Here is an 18,358-nt window from a genome sequence, read left to right on the forward strand (position 1 = left end):
CGGAACCGGACTGATCCACCCGCAGGAACCGGGCTTTCGAGGAGAGGACATGGCGTTGGAGGAACGACGGGTAGCCCTGGTCACCGGAGCGACCAGCGGCATCGGACGCGCCTCGGCCAGGCAACTGGCCGAACAGGGGCACCGTGTGTACATCTGTGCGCGCTCGGCCGACGCCGTGCGGGCCACGGTCAAGGAGCTGTCCGAGGAGGGCTTCGAGGTCGACGGGACGGTGTGTGACGTCCGGGACACCGCGCAGGTCAAGGCCTTCGTCGCCGGCGCCGTCGACCGCTTCGGCCGGGTCGACGTGCTCGTCAACAACGCCGGGCGCAGCGGCGGCGGCCCCACGGCGAAGCTCGAGGACGAGCTCTGGCTCGACGTCCTGCAGACCAATCTGACCAGCGTCTTCCTGATGACGCGCGAGGTGCTCGAGGCCGGCGGCATGCTGGCGCGCGGGCACGGGCGGATCATCAACATCGCCTCCACCGCCGGGAAGCAGGGAGTCGTGCTGGGTGCCCCCTACTCGGCCTCCAAGCACGGTGTGGTCGGTTTCACCAAGGCCGTCGGCAACGAGCTGGCGCCGACCGGGATCACCGTGAACGCGGTCTGCCCCGGCTACGTCGAGACCCCGATGGCGCAGCGCGTCCGTGAGGGCTACGCGGCGGCGTACGACACCACGCCGGACACCATCCTGCAGCGGTTCCAGGCGAAGATCCCGCTCGGCCGGTACTCCACCCCCGAGGAGGTCGCCGGACTCGTCGGTTACCTCGCCACCGACACGGCCGCCTCGATCACGGCCCAGGCGATCAACGTCTGCGGTGGGCTCGGCAACTTCTGAGCAGCGGAAACCACCGGAACAAGGAGGACATCATGGCGCAGCCCGGCCTTCGCGAAGTGACGCACGAGACCACCGTGCGAGCCCCCGCCGGCGACGTCTACCAGCTCATCGCGGGCGTGGCGAACTGGCCGCAGCTCTTTCCGCCGACCGTCCACGTCGAAGTCCTGGAACAGGGCGCTGCCGAGGAGCGCATCCGGATCTGGGCCACCGTCAACGGTGACGCCAAGAGCTGGGTCTCCCGCCGCTCCCTCGACCGTGAGGCGCTGCGGATCGACTTCCGCCAGGAGGTCTCGGCCGCCCCGGTCGCCGCGATGGGCGGCGCCTGGGTCATCGAGCCGATCTCGGCCGACGAGTGCCGGGTCCGGTTGCTGCACGATTACCGCGCAGTGGACGACGATCCGGCCGGTCTGACCTGGATCGACCAGGCGGTGGACCGCAACTCCCGCTCGGAGCTCATCGCCCTCAAGGCGAACGCCGAGCTCATGACGGGAGCGCAGGACCGGCTCCTGTCCTTCGAGGACACCGTGCGGATCGACGGCTCGGCCAAGGACGTCTACGACTTCCTCAACGAGGCCCAGCACTGGCAGCAGCGGCTGCCGCACGTGGCGCGGGTCGACTTCCAGGAGCCCTCGCCCGGTCTGCAGCTCCTGGAGATGGACACCCGGACGAAGGACGGGTCGACCCACACCACCAAGTCCGTGCGGGTCTGCTTCCCCAACGAGCGGATCGTCTACAAGCAGATCACCCTGCCGGCCCTGATGACCCTGCACACCGGCCGGTGGGTGCTGGAGGAGGACGGCGACGGCGTGCGGGCCACCTCCCAGCACACCGTGGTGATCAACAGCGAGAGGATCGCCGAGGTCCTCGGTGCGGAGGCCGACTTGGCCCGGGCCCGGGAGTTCGTCCGCAACGCGCTCGGTGCCAACAGCAGGGCGACCCTCGGTCTGGCCAAGGACCACGCCGAAGGACTTCGCTGACGTGGACACCCAGGTCATCGTGGTCGGTGCCGGGCCGGTCGGCCTGCTGCTGGCCGGGGAGCTTCGGCTCGGCGGCGCCGAGGTGGTCGTGCTGGAGCGGCTGATCGCACCGACCACGGAGTCCCGGGCCTCCACCCTCCACGCCCGCACCATGGAACTGCTCGACCACCGCGGGCTGGTGGAGCCGCTCGGCAACCCGGCGTGCGACGTGCTGGGGCACTTCGGCGGGCTGCCCATGGAACTGAGCGGCCCGCCGACCCGCTACCGGGGGCAGTGGAAGGTCCCGCAGACCCGTCTGGAGGAACTGCTGGCCTCCTGGGCGCTCGGACTGGGCGCGGAACTCAGGCGTGGCCACGAGGTCCGGGCCGTCCGAGAGGTGGACGAGCGGGTCGAGGTCGAGTACGTCACCGAGGCGGGCCCGGGCACGCTCACCGGCGAGTTCCTGGTCGGCTGCGACGGGGAGCACAGCACCGTGCGCGGACTGGCCGGATTCGCCTTCCCCGGCACCGACGCCACTCGGGAACTGCTCCGGGCGGACGTGGCCGGCATCGAGGTGCCGAACCGGCGCTTCGAGAGGACGCCGGCGGGGCTCGCCATCGCAGCCCGTCGCCCGGACGGCATCACCCGGATCATGGTCCACGAGTTCGGGCGCCCCGCGGCCGAGCGCACGGCGGAGCCCTCGTACGCGGAACTGGTCGGGAGCTGGGCCGCGGTGACGGGAGAGGACATCAGCGGCGGCGTGCCGCTGTGGCTGAACGCCTTCGGCAACACCGCCCGCCAGGCGGCGGAGTACCGCCGTGGACGGGTTCTGCTGGCCGGGGACGCGGCCCACCGGCAGATGCCGGTGGGTGGACAGGCCCTCAACGTGGGTCTGCAGGACGCCGTGAACCTCGGGTGGAAGCTCGCCGCCGAGGTCGGCGGCAGGGCGCCGGCCGGGCTGCTCGACACGTACCACGGCGAACGGCACCCGGTCGGGAGCCGGGTGCTGTCCGCCATCGAGGCCCAGACGCAGCTGCTGCTCGGCGGCCCGGAGGTCGACGCGGTCCGCGCGGTCACCGCCGAGCTCCTCGCGTACGACCGGGTCCGGGCCCACCTCGGCAGCGTCATCAGCGGCCTGGACATCCGGTACGGAGACGAAGGGGAGCCGTTCGAAGGCCGGCGCGTGCCGCACCTCGACCTCGTCACGCCGGACGGCTCCACCAGTACCACCGAGTTGCTGCGCCCCGCCCGGGGCGTGCTGCTGGACCTGTCCGGCGATCCGCGGCGTCGGACGGAGCTGGAGCGGACGACCGCCGGCTGGCCGGGCCGCGTCCGTCTGGTCGCGGCCGTGGCCGCACCGGACTCGCCCGCTCCGGAAGCCACGTTGCTGCTGCGTCCGGACGGTCATCTGGCGTGGGCCGGTGACGCGGTCGCCGACCCGGGGCCGGCACTGCGGCGCTGGTTCGGCACGCCGGACGCCTGAGGCGTGTCACGCCCCAGTGCACGCATCGAGACACCACACAGCCATTCGAAGGAGAGGTCCGATCATGCCCAGCAAGGTTCCGGCAGCACCTCGGGACTCCGGCAAGGTCCAGCACTGTGACGTTTTCGTCCTGGGCTCGGGTCTGGCGGGCTCCGTGAGCGCGGCGATCCTGGCCCGCAACGGTGCCAAGGTCGTGCTGGCCGACGCGGCCGCGCATCCGCGGTTCGCGGTCGGTGAGTCGATGACCCCGCAGCTCGTCGAATGGCTGCACATCCTGGCGGACCGCTACGACGTTCCCGAGATCAAGAGCCTGCTCAGCGTGCAGGCCACCACCCGGGACATCGGCCCGCACTTCGGTACCAAGCAGCACTTCGGCTTCATGCTGCACCGTCCCGACCAGGAGCCCGATCCCCGCGAGGCCACCCAGCTGGTCCTCCCGAAGCTGCTCTCCCAAGCCGCGCACCTGTTCCGTCAGGACAGCGACTCCTACATGTTCCACGTCGCGGCCCGGTACGGCTGCACGACCCGGCAGAACTGGCGGGCCGCCGACCTGGCCTTCGACGACGACGGCGTGACCGTCACCGGGCAGAACGGCGAGGCGTTCCGGGCGAAGTTCCTGATCGACGCGAGCGGGTTCCGCTCGCTGCTCGCCGAGAAGTTCCAACTGCGCGAGACCCCTGCCAGGTTCAACCACCACTCGCGTTCGCTGTTCACCCACTACGTCGGCATCAAGCCCTTCGACGACGTGAGCCGGCACCCGGCCGAGCTGCGCCCGCCGGTGCCGTGGCACAACGGGACGATGCACCACCTGATCGACCGGGGCTGGTTCTGGATCATCCCGTTCGACAACTACAAGGACTCCCGCAACCCGCTCTGCAGCGTCGGTCTCACCTTCGACGAGCGCGTTTACCCGAAGCCGGCCGATCTCACGCCGGAGGAGGAGTTCAACCGCTACCTGGACATGTTCCCGGCGGTGAAGCGCCAGTTCGCGGGGGCGCACCGGGTGCGCGAGTGGGTCTCGACCGATCGTCTGCAGTACTCCTCGACGCATTCGATCGGCCATCGCTGGTGCCTGATGTCGCACGCGGCCGGCTTCATCGACCCGCTCTACTCGCGCGGCCTGTCCAACACCTTCGAGGTCGTCAACGCGCTCAGCTACCGCATCCTCGACGCGCTCAAGGACGACGACTTCGCGGTCGAGCGGTTCGAGTACGTCGACGAGCTGGAACGCGGACTCCTGCACTTCAACGACATGCTGGTCAACAGCTCGTTCATCTCGTTCTCGCACTTCAAGCTGTGGAACGCGGTGTTCCGGGTCTGGGGCGCCCTGATCACCCCGGGCGTGATGCGGCTGACCCGGGCGCGGCTCCGGTTCCAACTCGACAACAAGAACCCGCAGCACTTCATCGACCTGGAGAACGCTCCGCACACCGGGCTCTGGTGGCCCGAGAGCGACAAGCTCAAGGCGCTGCTGGAGGCCACCGCGGAAACCTGCGAGAAGTACGAGGTCGGGGAGCTGGACGGAGACGAGGCGGCGAACATCGTCTTCCGCCTCCTCCAGGACTCGGACATCGTGAATCCGACCTTCGGTTGGAAGGATCCGCGAAAGCGCTTCATCGCCCCGACCACCATGACCATGATCAAGTTCATGCACTGGGCGACGCGACAGGGCCCGCCCGAGATGCGCGAGCTGGGCGACGAGAACCTGCGCGGCCTGATCAGGGCCACCGCCAAGGGCAAGAAGCTGCTCTGACCCGCAGGCACCGCCGAACGCCGACCGAACCACCAAGCACGGGGGAACCACCATGATCAGACGAAGAAGCGTCCTGGAAGCCACGGCCGCCGCCATCGCCCTGACGGCACTGGATCCGAAGGGGGTGTTCGCCGACACCGCCTGCCCCCAGTGGAGCAGGCTCGCGTCGTCCCTCCAGGGGCAGCTCGTGCTGCCGTCCAGCGCGAACTACGGGACGGCCAAGCAGCTGGACCTGATGCAGTACGACATCATCAACCCGCGGGCCATCGCCTACTGCGCGAGTCCGGCCGACGCGGCGGCCTGCCTGCGGTTCGCCCAGAGCAACGCGATGCCGTTCTCGGTCCGCAGCGGTGGCCACAGCCTGGGCGGGTACTCGACCACCCCGGGACTGGTCATCGACGTCTCCGGGCTCAACTCGGTCACGGTGTCCGGGACGAGCGCGACGATCGGCCCCGGCGCCGAACTGGTCGACATCACCAACGGCCTGGCCCCGGCCGGGCTGGCGTTGGCGGGCGGGATGTGCCCCACGGTCGCGGCGGGCGGCTACCTCCAGGGCGGCGGCATCGGCATGCTGACCCGTCCACTGGGCCTCGGTTGCGACAGCATCACCTCGGCGCAGGTCGTGCTGGCCGACGGTAGCCAGGTCACCGCCTCCGCGAGCCAGAACAGCGACCTCCTGTGGGCCCTGAAGGGCGGTGGCGGCGGCAACTTCGGCATCGTCACCTCGTACACCGTGCAGCCCACCGCGCTGACCCAGCTGGCCGTCGCCAGCCTGACCTGGAGCTACGACCACGCGGTCGACACCCTGGACGGCTTCACGCGCTGGCTGGTGTCCGCGCCGCGCACCATCAGCGGGGCGGTCAGCATCAACCTGGACGACGCCGCTGCGACCAACACGCCGACCGTCGCGGTCCTGTTGGTGTCGGCCGGAACCACCACCGAACTCAACTCCGAGGTCACCCGGCTGATTTCGATGATCGCGACGCCGACCGGGCAGCAGACCTCCGTGGTCCCGTACCAGGCGCTGATGATGGGGTTCTACGGCTGCGCCACGGACACCGTGGCCCAGTGCCACCGGATCGGGGCGACCAGCCAGGGCGTCCTGCCGCGGCACCCGTTCGGCGTCGAGCGGAACCGGATGTTCTCCGGGCCGGTGGACCGCAGCGTCTGGGAGGCGGCCGTCGCGGTCTTCGACACCGGACGCCAGGCCGGACCGAGCTACCGGCTCCAGGTGATCGCGCTGGGCGGTGCGGTCAACGACCTGAGCCGCACCCAGACCGCGTACGTGCACCGGGACAGCCTGTACCTGGTCAACTACGTCGGATCGGTCGCCACCGCCCCGGTCGCCGACACGACGGCGGCCGCCGCGCGGCAGTGGGCGACTACTGGGTTCAACGCGATCAGCCCGTACTCGAACGGCGAGTCGTACCAGAACTTCATCGACCCGGCGCTCACCGACTGGCGGACCGCCTACTACGCCGAGAACTACCCGAAGCTCGCCGCGATCAAGGCCAAGTACGACCCGTACGGCGCCTTCTCCTTCGCACAGAGCATCAGCTGACGGTGCCGGCCACGGATCCGGCCAACCATGGAGAGGAGCACACGATGACCACGTCCCCCGGCCGGGTCGTCCACTCGGACGAGGTCGAGCCGATCACCTGGTCCGGCGAGGAGGCCGGTCGCTTCCTGCTGCGCAGCGAGGACACGGGCGGCCAGTACTCGTTCTACGAGGTGACCGTTCCCGCGGGCCAGGGCTCGCACTTCCACGTCCACGAGGACACGGACGAGGCGTTCTACATCGTCGAGGGCGAGTTCGAGATCCACCTGGGCGACGTGGTCCACCGGGCGCCCGCCGGCACCGTGGTCTACGGCCCCCGCGGGGTGGTCCACGCCTTCCGCAACACCCTCGACGAGCCCGGCAGGATGCTCTGCGTCACCACCCCGGGCGGGATCGAGCGGTTCTTCGAGGAACTCAGCACGCTGATGAAGCAGGATCCGCCGGCGGACTGGTCGCAGATGCAGGAACTCGCGACCCGCCACCGCATCGTGGCCTTCCCCGATCAGGAGAGGAACTGAGGTCGTGCAGGACACGGAGAAGAAGCTGATCGGGCCCAACGACCGGAAGAAACCGCCGTCCAAGGCGCAGCGGCTGGTCAACCGGGCCATCGTGCGCGCCAACGTGGCCGTCTACCGGGCCAGCGGCGGAAAGGTCGCCGGCCGCTTCGGCGAGCTGCCGGTCCTCCTGATCACGACCCGCGGCCGGAAGACCGGCATCGCTCGTACCAGCGCCCTGGGCTACGTGCCCGACGGAGACCGCTACATCATCTGCGGTGCTTACGGCGGGGAGCCGGTGCACCCGGCCTGGGCGCTGAACCTGCGGGCCATCCCCGACGCGGTGGTCGAGGTGGGCCGGCACAAGTTCAAGGTGACGGCGAGGGAACTGCCGGCCGGCGCCGAGCGCGACCGGCTCTGGAAGCGGATGGTCGACATCTTCCCGCTCTACGGCAAGTTCGAGACCAAGACCGGCCGTCTGTTCCCGATCGTCGTGCTGACGCCCACCGACTGATCGCACCGGCTACGGGGAGGGGGACGTTGATGAAGAGCCCAGCGACAGCAGCCGACCTGCACCTCGCCACCATGCTGGCCGGGGCCGCGGCGGTCCTGCTGACCGGTCTGGTGTTCGGAAGACTGGCCACCCGGTTCCGGCAGCCGGTGGTGATCGGCGAGATCGTCGCCGGAATCGCGCTCGGGCCCAGCCTGCTCGGGCACCTGCCGGGGGACCTGCCGCACCGGCTCTTTCCCGCCGAGGTCCGTCCGCTCCTCAACGCGGTGGCGCAGGTGGGTCTGATGCTCTTCATGTTCATGGTGGGCTGGGAGTTCGACAAGAACCTGCTGAGACCGCACAAGGGGACGGCGACGATGGTCTCGCTGACCTCCGTCGGATTCGCCTTCGCCTGCGGGACCGCGATCGCGTCCGTGCTGTACCGCAACCACCACGAGACGGACGGACGCCCCATCTCGTTCACCGCGTTCGCCATGTTCATGGGCACGGCGATGTCGGTGACGGCGTTCCCGGTGCTGGCCAGGATCCTCAAGGACAACCGGCTGAGCCACACCAGAGTGGGCGTGCTGGCCCTGGCCAGTGCGGCTGTCGACGATCTGCTCGCCTGGTGCCTGCTGGCCTACGTGTCGGCGCTGGCGACCGCCGACGGGAACGGCCGCCTGCTGCAGGTCGGGCTGCTCAGCGCGGTGTACGTGGCGTTGATGTTCCTGGTCGTCCGGCCACTCCTGGCCGGCTTGGTGGGACGGCTGGTGGCCCGGCAGCAGTGGCGGCCGCTCCTGCTCCTCCTGTGCGCCGGGGTGTTCCTCTCGTCCTGGCTCACCACCTGGATCGGCATCCACGCGATCTTCGGGGCGTTCCTCTTCGGCTTCGTGATGCCCAGGGAGCCGGCGCACCTGCTGAAGGAACGGCTCCACCCGCCGCTGGAGCACGTCAGCACGCTGCTGCTGCCGGTCTACTTCGTCGTCATCGGCCTCGGGGTCGACATCGGAGGACTGGGCGCCTACCAGTACCTGGAGTTGACGCTGATCGTCGCGGTGGCCTGCGCGGGAAAGCTGCTGGGTGCGCTGGTGCCGGCCAAGTTCTTCGGCCTGTCCTGGGCGGAGTCCAGAACGCTCGGACTGCTCATGAACACCAGGGGCCTGACCGAGCTGATCATCCTCAACGCCGCAGCGAGCCTGGGAGTGTTGGACGGCCAGATGTTCACCATGATGGTGATCATGGCGCTCCTCACCACCGCCCTGGCCGGTCCGCTCCTGCCGGTCGGCCCGCCCGTCCTGGAGCCCGAACCGCTCCCGAGCCGGCGACGAGATCTGACCGAAACCCGTATCTAGCAGCGACTCTCCGGTCGACCGGCTCGACTGGCGGTCGTGCGGAGGGAGAAAGGGGCCTCCTCGTGGTTCCATCGCAACAGTCGCCGGCGCCGGCCCGGCCGATCGCGCCCAGGGCGTTGCGCGACGCCTGCGGACTCTTCGTCACTGGCGTGACCGTGATCACCAGTGGTGACCGGGAGGGGATGGTCGGCACCACCGTCAACTCGTTCACCTCGGTCTCGCTCGACCCGCCGCTGGTGCTGTTCTGCTTGCACCGGGATTCACGCATCCGGGAAGTGGTGCAGCGCTCGGGCGGGTTCGTGGTGAACTTCCTCACCGGTCGCCAGGAGGAACTGGCCTGGGCGTTCGCGGGGCGTCGGACCGCGAACTTCGACGATGTGGCGCACCATCGTTCGGAGCACGGTCTTCCGGTTCTCAGTGAGGCGCTCGCCTATCTCTCCTGTCGGCTCGTGAACGAATTCGACGGCGGCGACCACACCATCTTCATGGGTGAGGTGGTGGAGCTGGGGGAGCCCCGACGGAACCACGATCCGTTGATTTTCTTCCGGGGCTCGATGGGAGCTCTCGAGGATGAGCCGAGCCCTTTTCATCCAATCATGGACGGGTGAGCCTCTTCGGGCTGTAGCATCGGTATGACTGAACTTCCGTGCAGCAATGATGGATTGACGTACAGCCAAGGAGGATTCATGTTTCTGATCACCGGTGCAACCGGAAATGTCGGTCGTGCGCTGGTCGAGCACCTGGTCGAGGAGGGCGTTCCGGTGCGCGCGGTCACGCGCAATCCGGAGTCGGCGGAGTTCCCGGAAGGCGTCGAGGTCGTCAGTGGTGACCCGAGTTCCCCGGAATCCCTCGCCGAGGCCCTTTCCGGGGTCTCCGGCCTCTTCCTCAACCCGGCGGCGGTGGGCGGTTCGACCGCCGGTCTGCTGGAGCTCGCGCGTGAGCGTGGCGTCAAGCGCGTCGTGATGCTCTCCTCCGACGTCGTCGTCGACGGCGTCGCCGAGCAGACCGACTCGATCGCCGCCTGGCACAAGCAGATCGAGGAGACGGTCGTCGCCTCCGGGCTGGAGTGGACGATCCTGCGCGCGGGTGAGTTCGCCACCAACCTGATCGGGCTCTGGGGTCCGCAGATCCGCGCGACCGGCGTGGTCCGGGCTCCGTACGGCCACGGCACCACGGCGCCCATCCACGAGCGGGACATCGCGGCCACCGCCGTGCGCGCCCTGCTGACCGACGAGCACCTCAGTGCGACCTATTCGCTGACCGGCCCGAAGTCGCTGACCCGGGTCGAGATGGTGGAGATCATCGCCCAGGTGCTGGACCGCCCGGTGCGCTTCGAGGAGCTCTCCCCGGAGCAGGCGCTCCAGGCCATCCTCGCGCAGGGCACCCCCAAGCCCATCGCCGACTCGATCCTGGCCCTCCAGGCGGAGTCGGTGGGCCGTGAGGCGCACGTGGGCACCGGTGTCGAGGCGGTCACCGGGAAGCCGGCCCGGCCGTTCGCCGAGTGGGTCGCCGACCACTCAGGCGTGTTCGCCTGATGGTTCCGCCTCGCCCGCTGCCTACCCCCGGGGCAGCGGGCGAGGCGTTTTTCCGGCACGTTTCCGCACACTGCTGTTCTCCTGCTGTACTCCGAATCGGAAGGCGAATCACCGGTGATCAGGATCGACCAGCTGGACAAGTCGACGGACTTCATGTCGCAGCTCCAGGAGAAGACCGGCCCCATCGTGCTCATCAACACCTTCATCGTTCCCGAGGGGAAGATGGAGGAGGTGCTGGCCATCTGGGAGGGCGATGCCAAGTTCATGAAGAGCTGTCCGGGATTCATCTCGACGCAGCTGCACCGCGGTACGGGCAATAGCCACACACTGGTGAACATCGCGGTGTGGCAGTCCACCGAGGCGCTCCTCGAGGCATTCAACAACCCGAATTTCAAGAAGGCATCCTCCGCCTATCCGGACGGTATGGTCGCCTACCCGCACGTACTGGAGAAGGTCTCCATCGACGGGGTTTGTGTCGCATAACGATCGATGGGCAACGAAGCCGCCGGGCGGAACAGGGGCACCCCTGTTCCGCCCGGCTTTTTCGTGTTTTCCACGGTTGCTCAGTCCACGTGGTTGAGCTTGTCCGGATTGGTCACGGCGTAGACGCCGATGACCTGGTCCCCCACCGGGGTCAGTTCGATGACGAGTACGGCGTACGGTGCGCCGTCCGAGAAGAGCAGGGCGGACGGATCGCCGTTGACGTGCCGGTAGCGGATGTCCAGCCCCTTCGGGGGGCGGGAGGCGACTGACGCGAGCAACCGGGCGACCTTGTCGCGCCCCAGGATCGGGCGGAGCCCCGCCGCCCGCGCCTTGCCGCCGCCGTCGGTCCACATCGTGACGTCGGGCGCCAGCAACTGCAGCAGCGTCGCCAGATCGCCGCCGAGCGCGGCCGCGAGGAACTGCTCGGTCACCTGCCGGCGTATCCGCGGGTCCGTCTGGAAGCGCGGCCGTCGGGCGTGGACGTGCTCGCGGGCACGGTGGGACAACTGGCGGATCGCCGAGGGGGTGCGTCCGAGGATGCCGGCGATCTCGGTGTGGGCGTAGTCGAACACCTCGTGCAGGACGAACACCGCCCGCTCCAGCGGGGTCAGGGTCTCCAGTACGACCAGCATCGCCATCGAGACGGCTTCGGCCTGCAGGGCCGGAGCCGCGGCGTCCGTGGCCGACGGGGTGTCGACGCACCTGCTGACCACGGGCTCGGGCAGCCAGGGGCCGACGTAGACCTCGCGGCGCCGGGTCATGGTCGTCTGCCGGGCGAGCGCCCGGTTGACGGCGATCCGGACGAGGTAGGCGCGTGGGTTCTCGATCTGCACCGTCTCCGCCTGTTCGTGCCGCTTCGTCCAGGACATCCAGGTCTCCTGGAGGACGTCCTCGGTGTCCGCGATGCTTCCGAGCAGGTTGTAGACGACCGAGAAGAGCAGTTCACGGTGCTCGGTGAACGCGGCGGTCGGCGAGTCACTCGTCGGCTGGATGGGCATGCGTCAGTCCTCCTGCGGGGTCGTCGCTCCTAAGAGTCCCGGGCGGCGCCGAGTGTGACATCCGGTCGCGGGCGCTCGCCGTCGCCCGACGGATCGTGGTTGACGGCCGGTCAGGAGTCGCCGCCCCGACCTCCGCCCGTCACGGCCAGACGAGGCAGTACAGCTGGTGCCCGGCCTCGTGCAGCCGGTTCGCGAAGTCCTGCCACTCGTGCAGCATCGTGTAGATCACGAAGGCGTCGCGCGGACCGCGGCGGTCGGGGACGGTGGACCAGATGAAGGCGGCGGCGCCGAGTTCCGTCTCGTCCGCCTTGCGGAGCGGTTCGACCACGTTGTGGGGGAGTTGGACGACGGCGTAGTCGGGGTGCAGCACGACGAGCTCCAGCGGCGGCACCTGGTGCAGCGGGACGCCCTGGATGCCGGTGAGGACCATGGCGCTCATGGTCTCCGGCTTGATCTTGGTGGAGAGGTGGCCGGTGGGGGAGCCGCTGGTCTCCATCAGGTCGCCGAGCCGCCCCAGCGAGCCGAGTTCGCCGGCGTCCAGGCCGAGGCCCCCCGGACCGAGGGCGGTGGGGACTCTGGCGGCGGTCGCGCGGTCCGGTGCGCCGAAGTACTTGTAGGTCACCCCCACGCGTCCCTCACCCCGCCTCTCGCCACCGCGACGACCACGACCCGTACCCGCTCCCGTACCCCCGCGTGCGGTTTCGGCGGGCCTGCGGGAGCCACCCGCCGCCTCGTCGAAGCCGTCCTGCGCCTCGGACACTCGGACCATCCTCACCGGAATTCGCCGGAATCGACAGACCCCCGCACGCCCGGCGCCCACCGGACGTGCTCCTTACCCGTCATGCGCCGCCGTACCCACTCGCGGTAGGCGGCAGTCCTCTCCACACCCCTGCACCCGACCGGAGCGCTCGCGCGCCCTGGGCACACAGTCTGACTGGTCCGTGCTCCGGAACAGCCATCGGCCCCGCCCGTACGCGACCGCCACGGACAACCGTCACGGACAACCGTACAGACATCGGTGCCCGGATCATCGTTCCAGATGATCGGGCCGGACATGCAGAGCTCAAGGACACGATTTGAGACCATGTCTTCCGTGAGCTACCCCTACGAAGCCCCCCAGTCCCAGTCGCTGTTCGATCGCGCCTCCGTGGTCACGCCCGGCGGCGTCAACTCCCCGGTGCGCGCCTTCCGCGCGGTCGGCGGTACGCCGCGCTTCATGGTGTCCGGCACCGGCCCCTACCTCACCGACGCCGACGGCCGTGAGTACGTCGACCTGGTGTGCTCGTGGGGTCCGATGATCCTCGGCCACGCGAACCCCGCCGTGATCGACGCCGTCCAGCGGGCCGTCGCCCTCGGCACCTCCTTCGGTACGCCCGGTCAGGGCGAGGTCGAGCTCGCCGAGGAGATCGTCGCCCGGGTCGCCCCGGTCGAGCAGGTCCGCCTGGTCTCCTCCGGCACCGAGGCCACCATGTCCGCGATCCGGCTCGCCCGCGGCTTCACCGGCCGGGCGAAGGTGGTCAAGTTCGCCGGCTGCTACCACGGTCACGTGGACGCGCTGCTGGCCGCCGCCGGTTCCGGCGTGGCGACCTTCGGCCTGCCGGACACCCCGGGTGTCACCGGCGCCCAGGCCGGCGACACCATCGTGCTGCCGTACAACGACCTGGCCGCCGTCGAGCAGGCCTTCGCCGCTCACCCGGGCGAGATCGCCTGCGTGATCACCGAGGCCTCGCCCGGCAACATGGGCGTCGTCCCGCCGCTGCCCGGCTTCAACGCCGGCCTGGCCCGGCTCTGCCGGAACAACGGCGCGCTGTTCATCTCCGACGAGGTGATGACCGGCTTCCGCGTCTCCAAGGCCGGCTGGTACGGCCTGGAGGCGGCGAACGAGGGCTGGGCGCCGGACCTGCTGACCTTCGGCAAGGTCATGGGCGGCGGCTTCCCGGCCGCGGCCTTCGGCGGGCGCGCCGACGTGATGGCGCACCTGGCCCCGGCCGGCCCGGTCTACCAGGCCGGCACCCTGTCCGGGAACCCGGTCGCCACCGCGGCCGGCCTGGCCCAGCTGCGCGGCTGCACCGACGAGGTGTACGCGACGGTGGACAAGGTCTCCGCCGAGATCTCCGGCCTGGTCTCCGAGGCGCTCACCAAGGAGGGCGTGGCGCACCGGCTGCAGACCGCCGGGAACATGTTCTCGGTGTTCTTCACCGAGGCCGCGGTCACCAACTACGACGAGGCCAGGACCCAGGAGGCGTACCGTTTCACCGCCTTCTTCCACGCGATGCTGGCCGAGGGCGTCTACCTGCCGCCGTCCGCCTTCGAGTCCTGGTTCGTCTCGGCGACCCACGACGAGCGGGCGATCGAGCGGATCGCCGCCGCCCTGCCGGCCGCCGCGCGCGCCGCTGCCGCCGCCACGGCCTAGCCGAAACCCACCCCAGGAGTAGTTGAGAAGTGAGCGCCAAAGAGATCACCGTCGTCCACCTGATGCGTCACGGTGAGGTGCACAACCCGGAGGGCGTCCTGTACGGGCGCCTGCCGGACTACCACCTGTCCGAGCTGGGCCGGCAGATGGCCGACCGGGTCGCCGAGGACCTGGCCGACCGGGACATCACCCACGTGGTGGCCTCCCCGCTGGACCGGGCCCAGGAGACCGCCGCGCCGATCGCCAAGGCGCACGGCCTGGACGTCGCGGCGGACGAGCGGCTGATCGAGGCGGAGAACGTCTTCGAGGGCAAGACCTTCGGCGTCGGCGACGGCTCGCTGCGCAACCCCGGCTACTGGAAGTACCTCACCAACCCGTTCAAGCCTTCCTGGGGCGAGCCGTACCTCGACCAGGTGGTGCGGATGATGGGCGCGCTCGGGGCAGCCCGGGACGCCGCCCGCGGGCACGAGGCGGTCTGCGTCAGCCACCAGCTGCCGATCTGGATCGTCCGCTCCTTCGTCGAGCGCCGCCGGCTCTGGCACGACCCGCGCAAGCGGCAGTGCTCGCTGGCCTCGCTGACCAGCTTCACCTTCGAGGGCGACAAGATCGTCTCGGTCGGCTACCGCGAGCCGGCCCGCGACCTGCTGCCCGCGCACCTGGTCGGCAAGGGTCGCAAGGGGGACAAGCCGGTGGGCAAGAGCTTCGGCGCGTGACGCCCGTAAGCGGTGCGTAAGTATGACTTCGGGTCACCTGGCGAGCGCCGGGTGACCCGAAGTCTTCGCAGGTCAGAGCAGGTGCGGCGCGCAAGGGAGGACCCCCCCGAACCCGCCTGGAACTCCATGCGAAACTTTTCACATGTCTGCCATGACGCGCCCCCGTCCCCGTGTCGCCGCAGCCGCCGCCACAGTCGCCGCCGCTGCGCTCGTCCTCACCGGCTGTTCCTCCTCGGGCTCGTCGAGCAGCGGCGAAGGCCAGGTCGGCTTCGTCACCGTCAAGGGGACCAACCTGTCGAAGGCGGACACCGGCAAGCGCGGGGACGCGCCGGACGTCTCCGGGGAGACCCTCGAGGGCAACCAGGTCAAGCTCTCGGACTACCGCGGCAAGGTCGTGGTGCTGAACGTCTGGGGTTCCTGGTGCGGGCCGTGCCGGGCCGAGGCGAGGAACCTGCAGGCCGTCGCGGACGAGTACAAGGACAAGGGCGTCCAGTTCCTGGGCGTCAACACCCGGGACACCGACAAGACCAACGCCGTCCGCTTCGAGCAGGAGCAGGGCGTCAGCTTCCCGAGCATCTTCGACCCGGCGGGCACCCAGCTGCTGAAGTTCCCCAAGGGCAGCCTCAACCCGCAGTCCATCCCGACCACCCTGGTCGTCGACCGCGACGGCAAGCTGGCCGCCCGCGCCGTCGGCGGGACGACCCAGGAGGCGCTGGAGTCGATCGTCCAGCCGGTGGTCGCGGAGCAGCAGCAGTGAGTGCGCCACTCCAGCTCGCGGACACCTTCACCACCGTGCAGAGCGGTGCGCTGCTGGCCGCGGCGCCGATCGCGCTGGCGGCCGGGCTGGTGTCGTTCTTCTCGCCCTGCGTGCTGCCGCTGGTGCCCGGCTACCTGTCGTACGTGACCGGCTTCTCCGCCGCCGACCTCGCCGACGCCCGGGGCGCCCGGCGCGGCCGGATGCTGCTCGGGGCGACGCTGTTCATCCTCGGCTTCACCGTGGTCTTCGTCTCCGGCGGGGCGCTGTTCGGCCAGTTCGGCAACACCCTGCTGGAGCACAAGCGGGCCATCTCGATCGTGCTCGGCTCGCTCACCGTGGTGATGGGCCTGGCCTTCATGGGCCTCGTCCCCGGACTGAGCATGCGCGAGGTGCGCTCCCACCGCCGCCCGGCCGTCGGCCTGCTCGGCGCGCCGCTGCTGGGCGTGGTGTTCGGCGTCGGCTGGACGCCCTGCATCGGCCCGACCCTCGCCGCCGTCCAGACCCTGTCGCTGAACCAGGCGGACGCGGCGCGCGGGGCCCTGCTGATGACCTTCTACTGCCTGGGCCTCGGCGTACCGTTCATCGTGGCCGCGCTGGCGTTCCGCCGGGCGCTGGGTGCCTTCGGGTGGGTCAAGCGGCACTACCCGCTCGTCATGCGGATCGGTGGCGGCATGCTCGTCGCGGTCGGTCTGCTGCTCGTCACCGGGATCTGGGATTCCTGGATGAGTGAACTGCAGTCCTGGACCGGCGACTCCCAGATCGGAATCTGACCGTGAGCAAGACCACGACCGATACCGAGCTGCCCCCGGCACCGGACGAGGACGCCGCCGCCGAGCGGTTGAGCACCGCGCCGGTCGAGTCCGAGGGCCCGACCGGCATAGGAGTGCTCGGCTGGGCGCGCTGGATGTGGCGTCAGCTGACCTCGATGCGGGTCGCCCTGATCCTGCTGTTCCTGCTGTCGCTGGCCGCCATCCCGGGCTCGCTGATCCCGCAGAACGGCCAGAACCAGTTCAAGGTGCAGACCTGGAAGGCGCAGCACACCGCGGTCGCGCCGATCTACGAGAAGCTCCAGCTGTTCGACGTCTACAGCTCGGTCTGGTTCTCGGCGATCTACATCCTGCTGTTCGTCTCGCTGGCCGGCTGCATCATCCCGCGCACCTGGCAGTTCGTCGGCGTGCTGCGCTCCCAGCCGCCGGCCGCGCCGCGCAACCTGACCCGGATGCCGGTGCACGCGGCCTGGCGCACCGGCGCGGACCCGGAGCGGGTGAACGCCGCCGCCCACCGGCTGCTGCGCAAGCGCGGCTTCCGGGCCAACCTGTCCGGCGGCTCGGTGGCCGCCGAGAAGGGTTACCTGCGCGAGGTCGGCAACCTGCTGTTCCACCTGTCGCTGTTCGCGCTGCTCGGCGGCTTCGCCTGGGCCAGCCTGGCCTCCGGCACCGGCGGCAAGCTGATGGTCGAGGGCCAGGGCTACTCCAACACCATCACCCAGCTCGACGACTTCACCGGCACCCGGTTCTACGGCAACCAGGACCTCGACCCCTTCTACCTGAAGCTCGACGACTTCACCTCGAAGTTCCAGAGCACCGGCGACCAGATGGGCGCCGCCCGGCAGTTCACCGCGAACGTCGAGTACTACCAGGGCAGCGACGAGTCGAAGCTGCGGAAGGGCACGATCGAGGTCAACCACCCGCTGGAGATCGGCGGCAGCAAGGTCTACCTGATCGGCCACGGCTACGCCCCGGTCATCACCGTCCGCAACGGCAAGGGCGACGTGGTCTACCACGACGTCGTGCCGTTCCTGCCGCAGGACGCCAACCTGACCTCGACCGGCGTGGTGAAGGTCTCCGACTACGGCGTGGGCCCGGACGGCAACAAGACCCAGCTGGGCTTCTCCGGCTTCTTCCTGCCGACCGCCCCGCTGAGTTTCGCCGGCACCGGCCCGATCTCGCTGTTCCCCGGCGACGCCGCCCCCGAGCTGGTGCTGAACGCCTTCGCCGGCGACCTCGGGACCGACTCCGGCCTGCCGCAGAACGTCTACCAGCTGAACACCGCCAAGCTCACCCAGCTGAAGCAGGACGACCAGCCGGCCAAGGCGTTGCTCAAGCCCGGCCAGGGCTGGACCCTGCCGAACGGCTACGGCAGCGTCACCTTCGAGGGTTACAAGCAGTGGGCGAGCTTCAACGTCTCGCACCGCCCGGGCAACGCGATCGCGCTGACCGGCGCCGTGCTGGCGATCCTCGGCCTGATCGGCTCGCTGTTCATCCAGCGCCGCCGGATCTGGGTGCGGGCGGTGGCCCTGCCGGGCGGCGGCACCCAGGTGGAGCTGGCCGGGCTGGCCCGCAGCGAGTCGGCGAAGATCGCCGAGGAGCTGGCCGAACTCGCGGTGGACCTCCAGGACGACGCCCCGGCGTCGGAGGAGGACGAGGAGGCCGAAGCCGCGGTCGAAGCCACGGCCGCGGCCGAGGAAGCAGCATCCGACCCCGAGGCCGAGGCCTCAGACCCCGCAGTCCCTGCCGACCAGAACTCCAAGGAGTAGAC

The 18,358-nt window shown here is 69.8% G+C and carries 18 protein-coding genes; 16 read left to right on the plus strand and 2 right to left on the minus strand.

The window, feature by feature from the left end; genetic code table 11:
• Positions 1–49: 49 nt before the first annotated feature.
• The 11 genes from ACWCYO_RS15025 to ACWCYO_RS15075 all read left to right on the plus strand — a co-directional run bounded on the left by ACWCYO_RS15025 (position 50) and on the right by ACWCYO_RS15075 (position 10,939).
• Positions 50–835 carry an SDR family NAD(P)-dependent oxidoreductase gene (locus tag ACWCYO_RS15025; RefSeq protein ID WP_270146339.1) on the plus strand — a complete coding sequence of 262 codons (786 nt, stop codon included), beginning with the start codon at positions 50–52 and terminating at the stop codon, positions 833–835.
• 32 nt (positions 836–867) lie between these two features.
• Positions 868–1,812 (plus strand): aromatase/cyclase, encoded by a 945-nt coding sequence (locus tag ACWCYO_RS15030; protein ID WP_449784478.1) that lies wholly within the window; start codon positions 868–870, stop codon positions 1,810–1,812.
• 1 nt (position 1,813) lies between these two features.
• A complete protein-coding gene (locus ACWCYO_RS15035; protein WP_449784479.1) occupies positions 1,814–3,274 on the plus strand; it encodes an FAD-dependent monooxygenase in 1,461 nt (486 codons plus the stop codon).
• A 64-nt stretch (positions 3,275–3,338) separates the two neighbouring features.
• Positions 3,339–5,027 carry an NAD(P)/FAD-dependent oxidoreductase gene (locus ACWCYO_RS15040; RefSeq protein ID WP_270146345.1) on the plus strand — a complete coding sequence of 563 codons (1,689 nt, stop codon included), beginning with the start codon at positions 3,339–3,341 and terminating at the stop codon, positions 5,025–5,027.
• Between the two features lie 52 nt (positions 5,028–5,079).
• On the plus strand, positions 5,080–6,588 hold the full coding sequence (locus ACWCYO_RS15045; RefSeq protein WP_270146347.1) for an FAD-binding oxidoreductase: 1,509 nt from the start codon (positions 5,080–5,082) through the stop codon (positions 6,586–6,588).
• 44 nt (positions 6,589–6,632) lie between these two features.
• A complete protein-coding gene (locus ACWCYO_RS15050) occupies positions 6,633–7,103 on the plus strand; it encodes a cupin domain-containing protein (protein WP_270146349.1) in 471 nt (156 codons plus the stop codon).
• A gap of 4 nt (positions 7,104–7,107) precedes the next feature.
• Complete coding sequence (locus ACWCYO_RS15055) at positions 7,108–7,593, plus strand: nitroreductase family deazaflavin-dependent oxidoreductase (RefSeq protein ID WP_270146351.1); 486 nt, start codon at positions 7,108–7,110, stop codon at positions 7,591–7,593.
• 29 nt (positions 7,594–7,622) lie between these two features.
• Positions 7,623–8,921 carry a cation:proton antiporter domain-containing protein gene (locus ACWCYO_RS15060; protein ID WP_270146353.1) on the plus strand — a complete coding sequence of 433 codons (1,299 nt, stop codon included), beginning with the start codon at positions 7,623–7,625 and terminating at the stop codon, positions 8,919–8,921.
• Between the two features lie 62 nt (positions 8,922–8,983).
• Positions 8,984–9,529 carry a flavin reductase family protein gene (locus tag ACWCYO_RS15065; RefSeq protein ID WP_333493487.1) on the plus strand — a complete coding sequence of 182 codons (546 nt, stop codon included), beginning with the start codon at positions 8,984–8,986 and terminating at the stop codon, positions 9,527–9,529.
• A 78-nt stretch (positions 9,530–9,607) separates the two neighbouring features.
• Positions 9,608–10,456, plus strand: coding sequence for an NAD(P)H-binding protein (locus ACWCYO_RS15070; RefSeq protein WP_270146356.1), 849 nt, complete (start codon positions 9,608–9,610; stop codon positions 10,454–10,456).
• 114 nt (positions 10,457–10,570) lie between these two features.
• On the plus strand, positions 10,571–10,939 hold the full coding sequence (locus ACWCYO_RS15075) for an antibiotic biosynthesis monooxygenase family protein (protein WP_270146358.1): 369 nt from the start codon (positions 10,571–10,573) through the stop codon (positions 10,937–10,939).
• A gap of 80 nt (positions 10,940–11,019) precedes the next feature.
• On the opposite strand, the gene sigJ is transcribed toward ACWCYO_RS15075, so the two are convergent.
• A complete protein-coding gene (gene sigJ, locus ACWCYO_RS15080) occupies positions 11,020–11,937 on the minus strand; it encodes an RNA polymerase sigma factor SigJ (RefSeq protein WP_449784480.1) in 918 nt (305 codons plus the stop codon).
• Positions 11,938–12,076: 139 nt separating this feature from the next.
• Positions 12,077–12,559 (minus strand): hypothetical protein, encoded by a 483-nt coding sequence (locus ACWCYO_RS15085; protein WP_405000695.1) that lies wholly within the window; start codon positions 12,557–12,559, stop codon positions 12,077–12,079.
• Between the two features lie 462 nt (positions 12,560–13,021).
• Between ACWCYO_RS15085 and hemL the strand changes: the two genes are divergently transcribed.
• The 5 genes from hemL to resB all read left to right on the plus strand — a co-directional run bounded on the left by hemL (position 13,022) and on the right by resB (position 18,356).
• Positions 13,022–14,350, plus strand: a complete 1,329-nt coding sequence (hemL, locus tag ACWCYO_RS15090) for a glutamate-1-semialdehyde 2,1-aminomutase (protein ID WP_449784481.1) — start codon at positions 13,022–13,024, stop codon at positions 14,348–14,350.
• A 62-nt stretch (positions 14,351–14,412) separates the two neighbouring features.
• The gene (locus ACWCYO_RS15095) at positions 14,413–15,063 is read left to right on the plus strand and encodes a histidine phosphatase family protein (protein WP_270151172.1); all 651 of its coding nucleotides are present in this window, start codon (positions 14,413–14,415) and stop codon (positions 15,061–15,063) included.
• Between the two features lie 142 nt (positions 15,064–15,205).
• A complete protein-coding gene (locus ACWCYO_RS15100) occupies positions 15,206–15,820 on the plus strand; it encodes a TlpA family protein disulfide reductase (RefSeq protein ID WP_270146365.1) in 615 nt (204 codons plus the stop codon).
• Positions 15,817–16,590, plus strand: coding sequence for a cytochrome c biogenesis CcdA family protein (locus ACWCYO_RS15105; RefSeq protein ID WP_270146367.1), 774 nt, complete (start codon positions 15,817–15,819; stop codon positions 16,588–16,590). Before ACWCYO_RS15100 ends, ACWCYO_RS15105 begins: the two co-directional genes overlap by 4 nt.
• 2 nt (positions 16,591–16,592) lie before the next feature.
• Entirely contained in the window at positions 16,593–18,356 is a 1,764-nt protein-coding gene (gene resB, locus ACWCYO_RS15110; protein ID WP_270146368.1) for a cytochrome c biogenesis protein ResB, read from the plus strand.
• Positions 18,357–18,358 lie beyond the last annotated feature (2 nt).

Source organism: Kitasatospora sp. NPDC001683, from assembly GCF_053596495.1.

Coding starts and splice junctions, on each gene's coding strand:
- ACWCYO_RS15025 (WP_270146339.1), top strand. CDS start 50: ATGGCGTTGGAGGAACGACGGGTAGCCCTGGTCACCGGAGCGACCAGC.
- ACWCYO_RS15030 (WP_449784478.1), top strand. CDS start 868: ATGGCGCAGCCCGGCCTTCGCGAAGTGACGCACGAGACCACCGTGCGA.
- ACWCYO_RS15040 (WP_270146345.1), top strand. CDS start 3,339: ATGCCCAGCAAGGTTCCGGCAGCACCTCGGGACTCCGGCAAGGTCCAG.
- ACWCYO_RS15045 (WP_270146347.1), top strand. CDS start 5,080: ATGATCAGACGAAGAAGCGTCCTGGAAGCCACGGCCGCCGCCATCGCC.
- ACWCYO_RS15050 (WP_270146349.1), top strand. CDS start 6,633: ATGACCACGTCCCCCGGCCGGGTCGTCCACTCGGACGAGGTCGAGCCG.
- ACWCYO_RS15060 (WP_270146353.1), top strand. CDS start 7,623: ATGAAGAGCCCAGCGACAGCAGCCGACCTGCACCTCGCCACCATGCTG.
- ACWCYO_RS15070 (WP_270146356.1), top strand. CDS start 9,608: ATGTTTCTGATCACCGGTGCAACCGGAAATGTCGGTCGTGCGCTGGTC.
- sigJ (WP_449784480.1), bottom strand. CDS start 11,937: ATGCCCATCCAGCCGACGAGTGACTCGCCGACCGCCGCGTTCACCGAG.
- hemL (WP_449784481.1), top strand. CDS start 13,022: ATGTCTTCCGTGAGCTACCCCTACGAAGCCCCCCAGTCCCAGTCGCTG.
- ACWCYO_RS15095 (WP_270151172.1), top strand. CDS start 14,413: ATGCGTCACGGTGAGGTGCACAACCCGGAGGGCGTCCTGTACGGGCGC.
- ACWCYO_RS15100 (WP_270146365.1), top strand. CDS start 15,206: ATGTCTGCCATGACGCGCCCCCGTCCCCGTGTCGCCGCAGCCGCCGCC.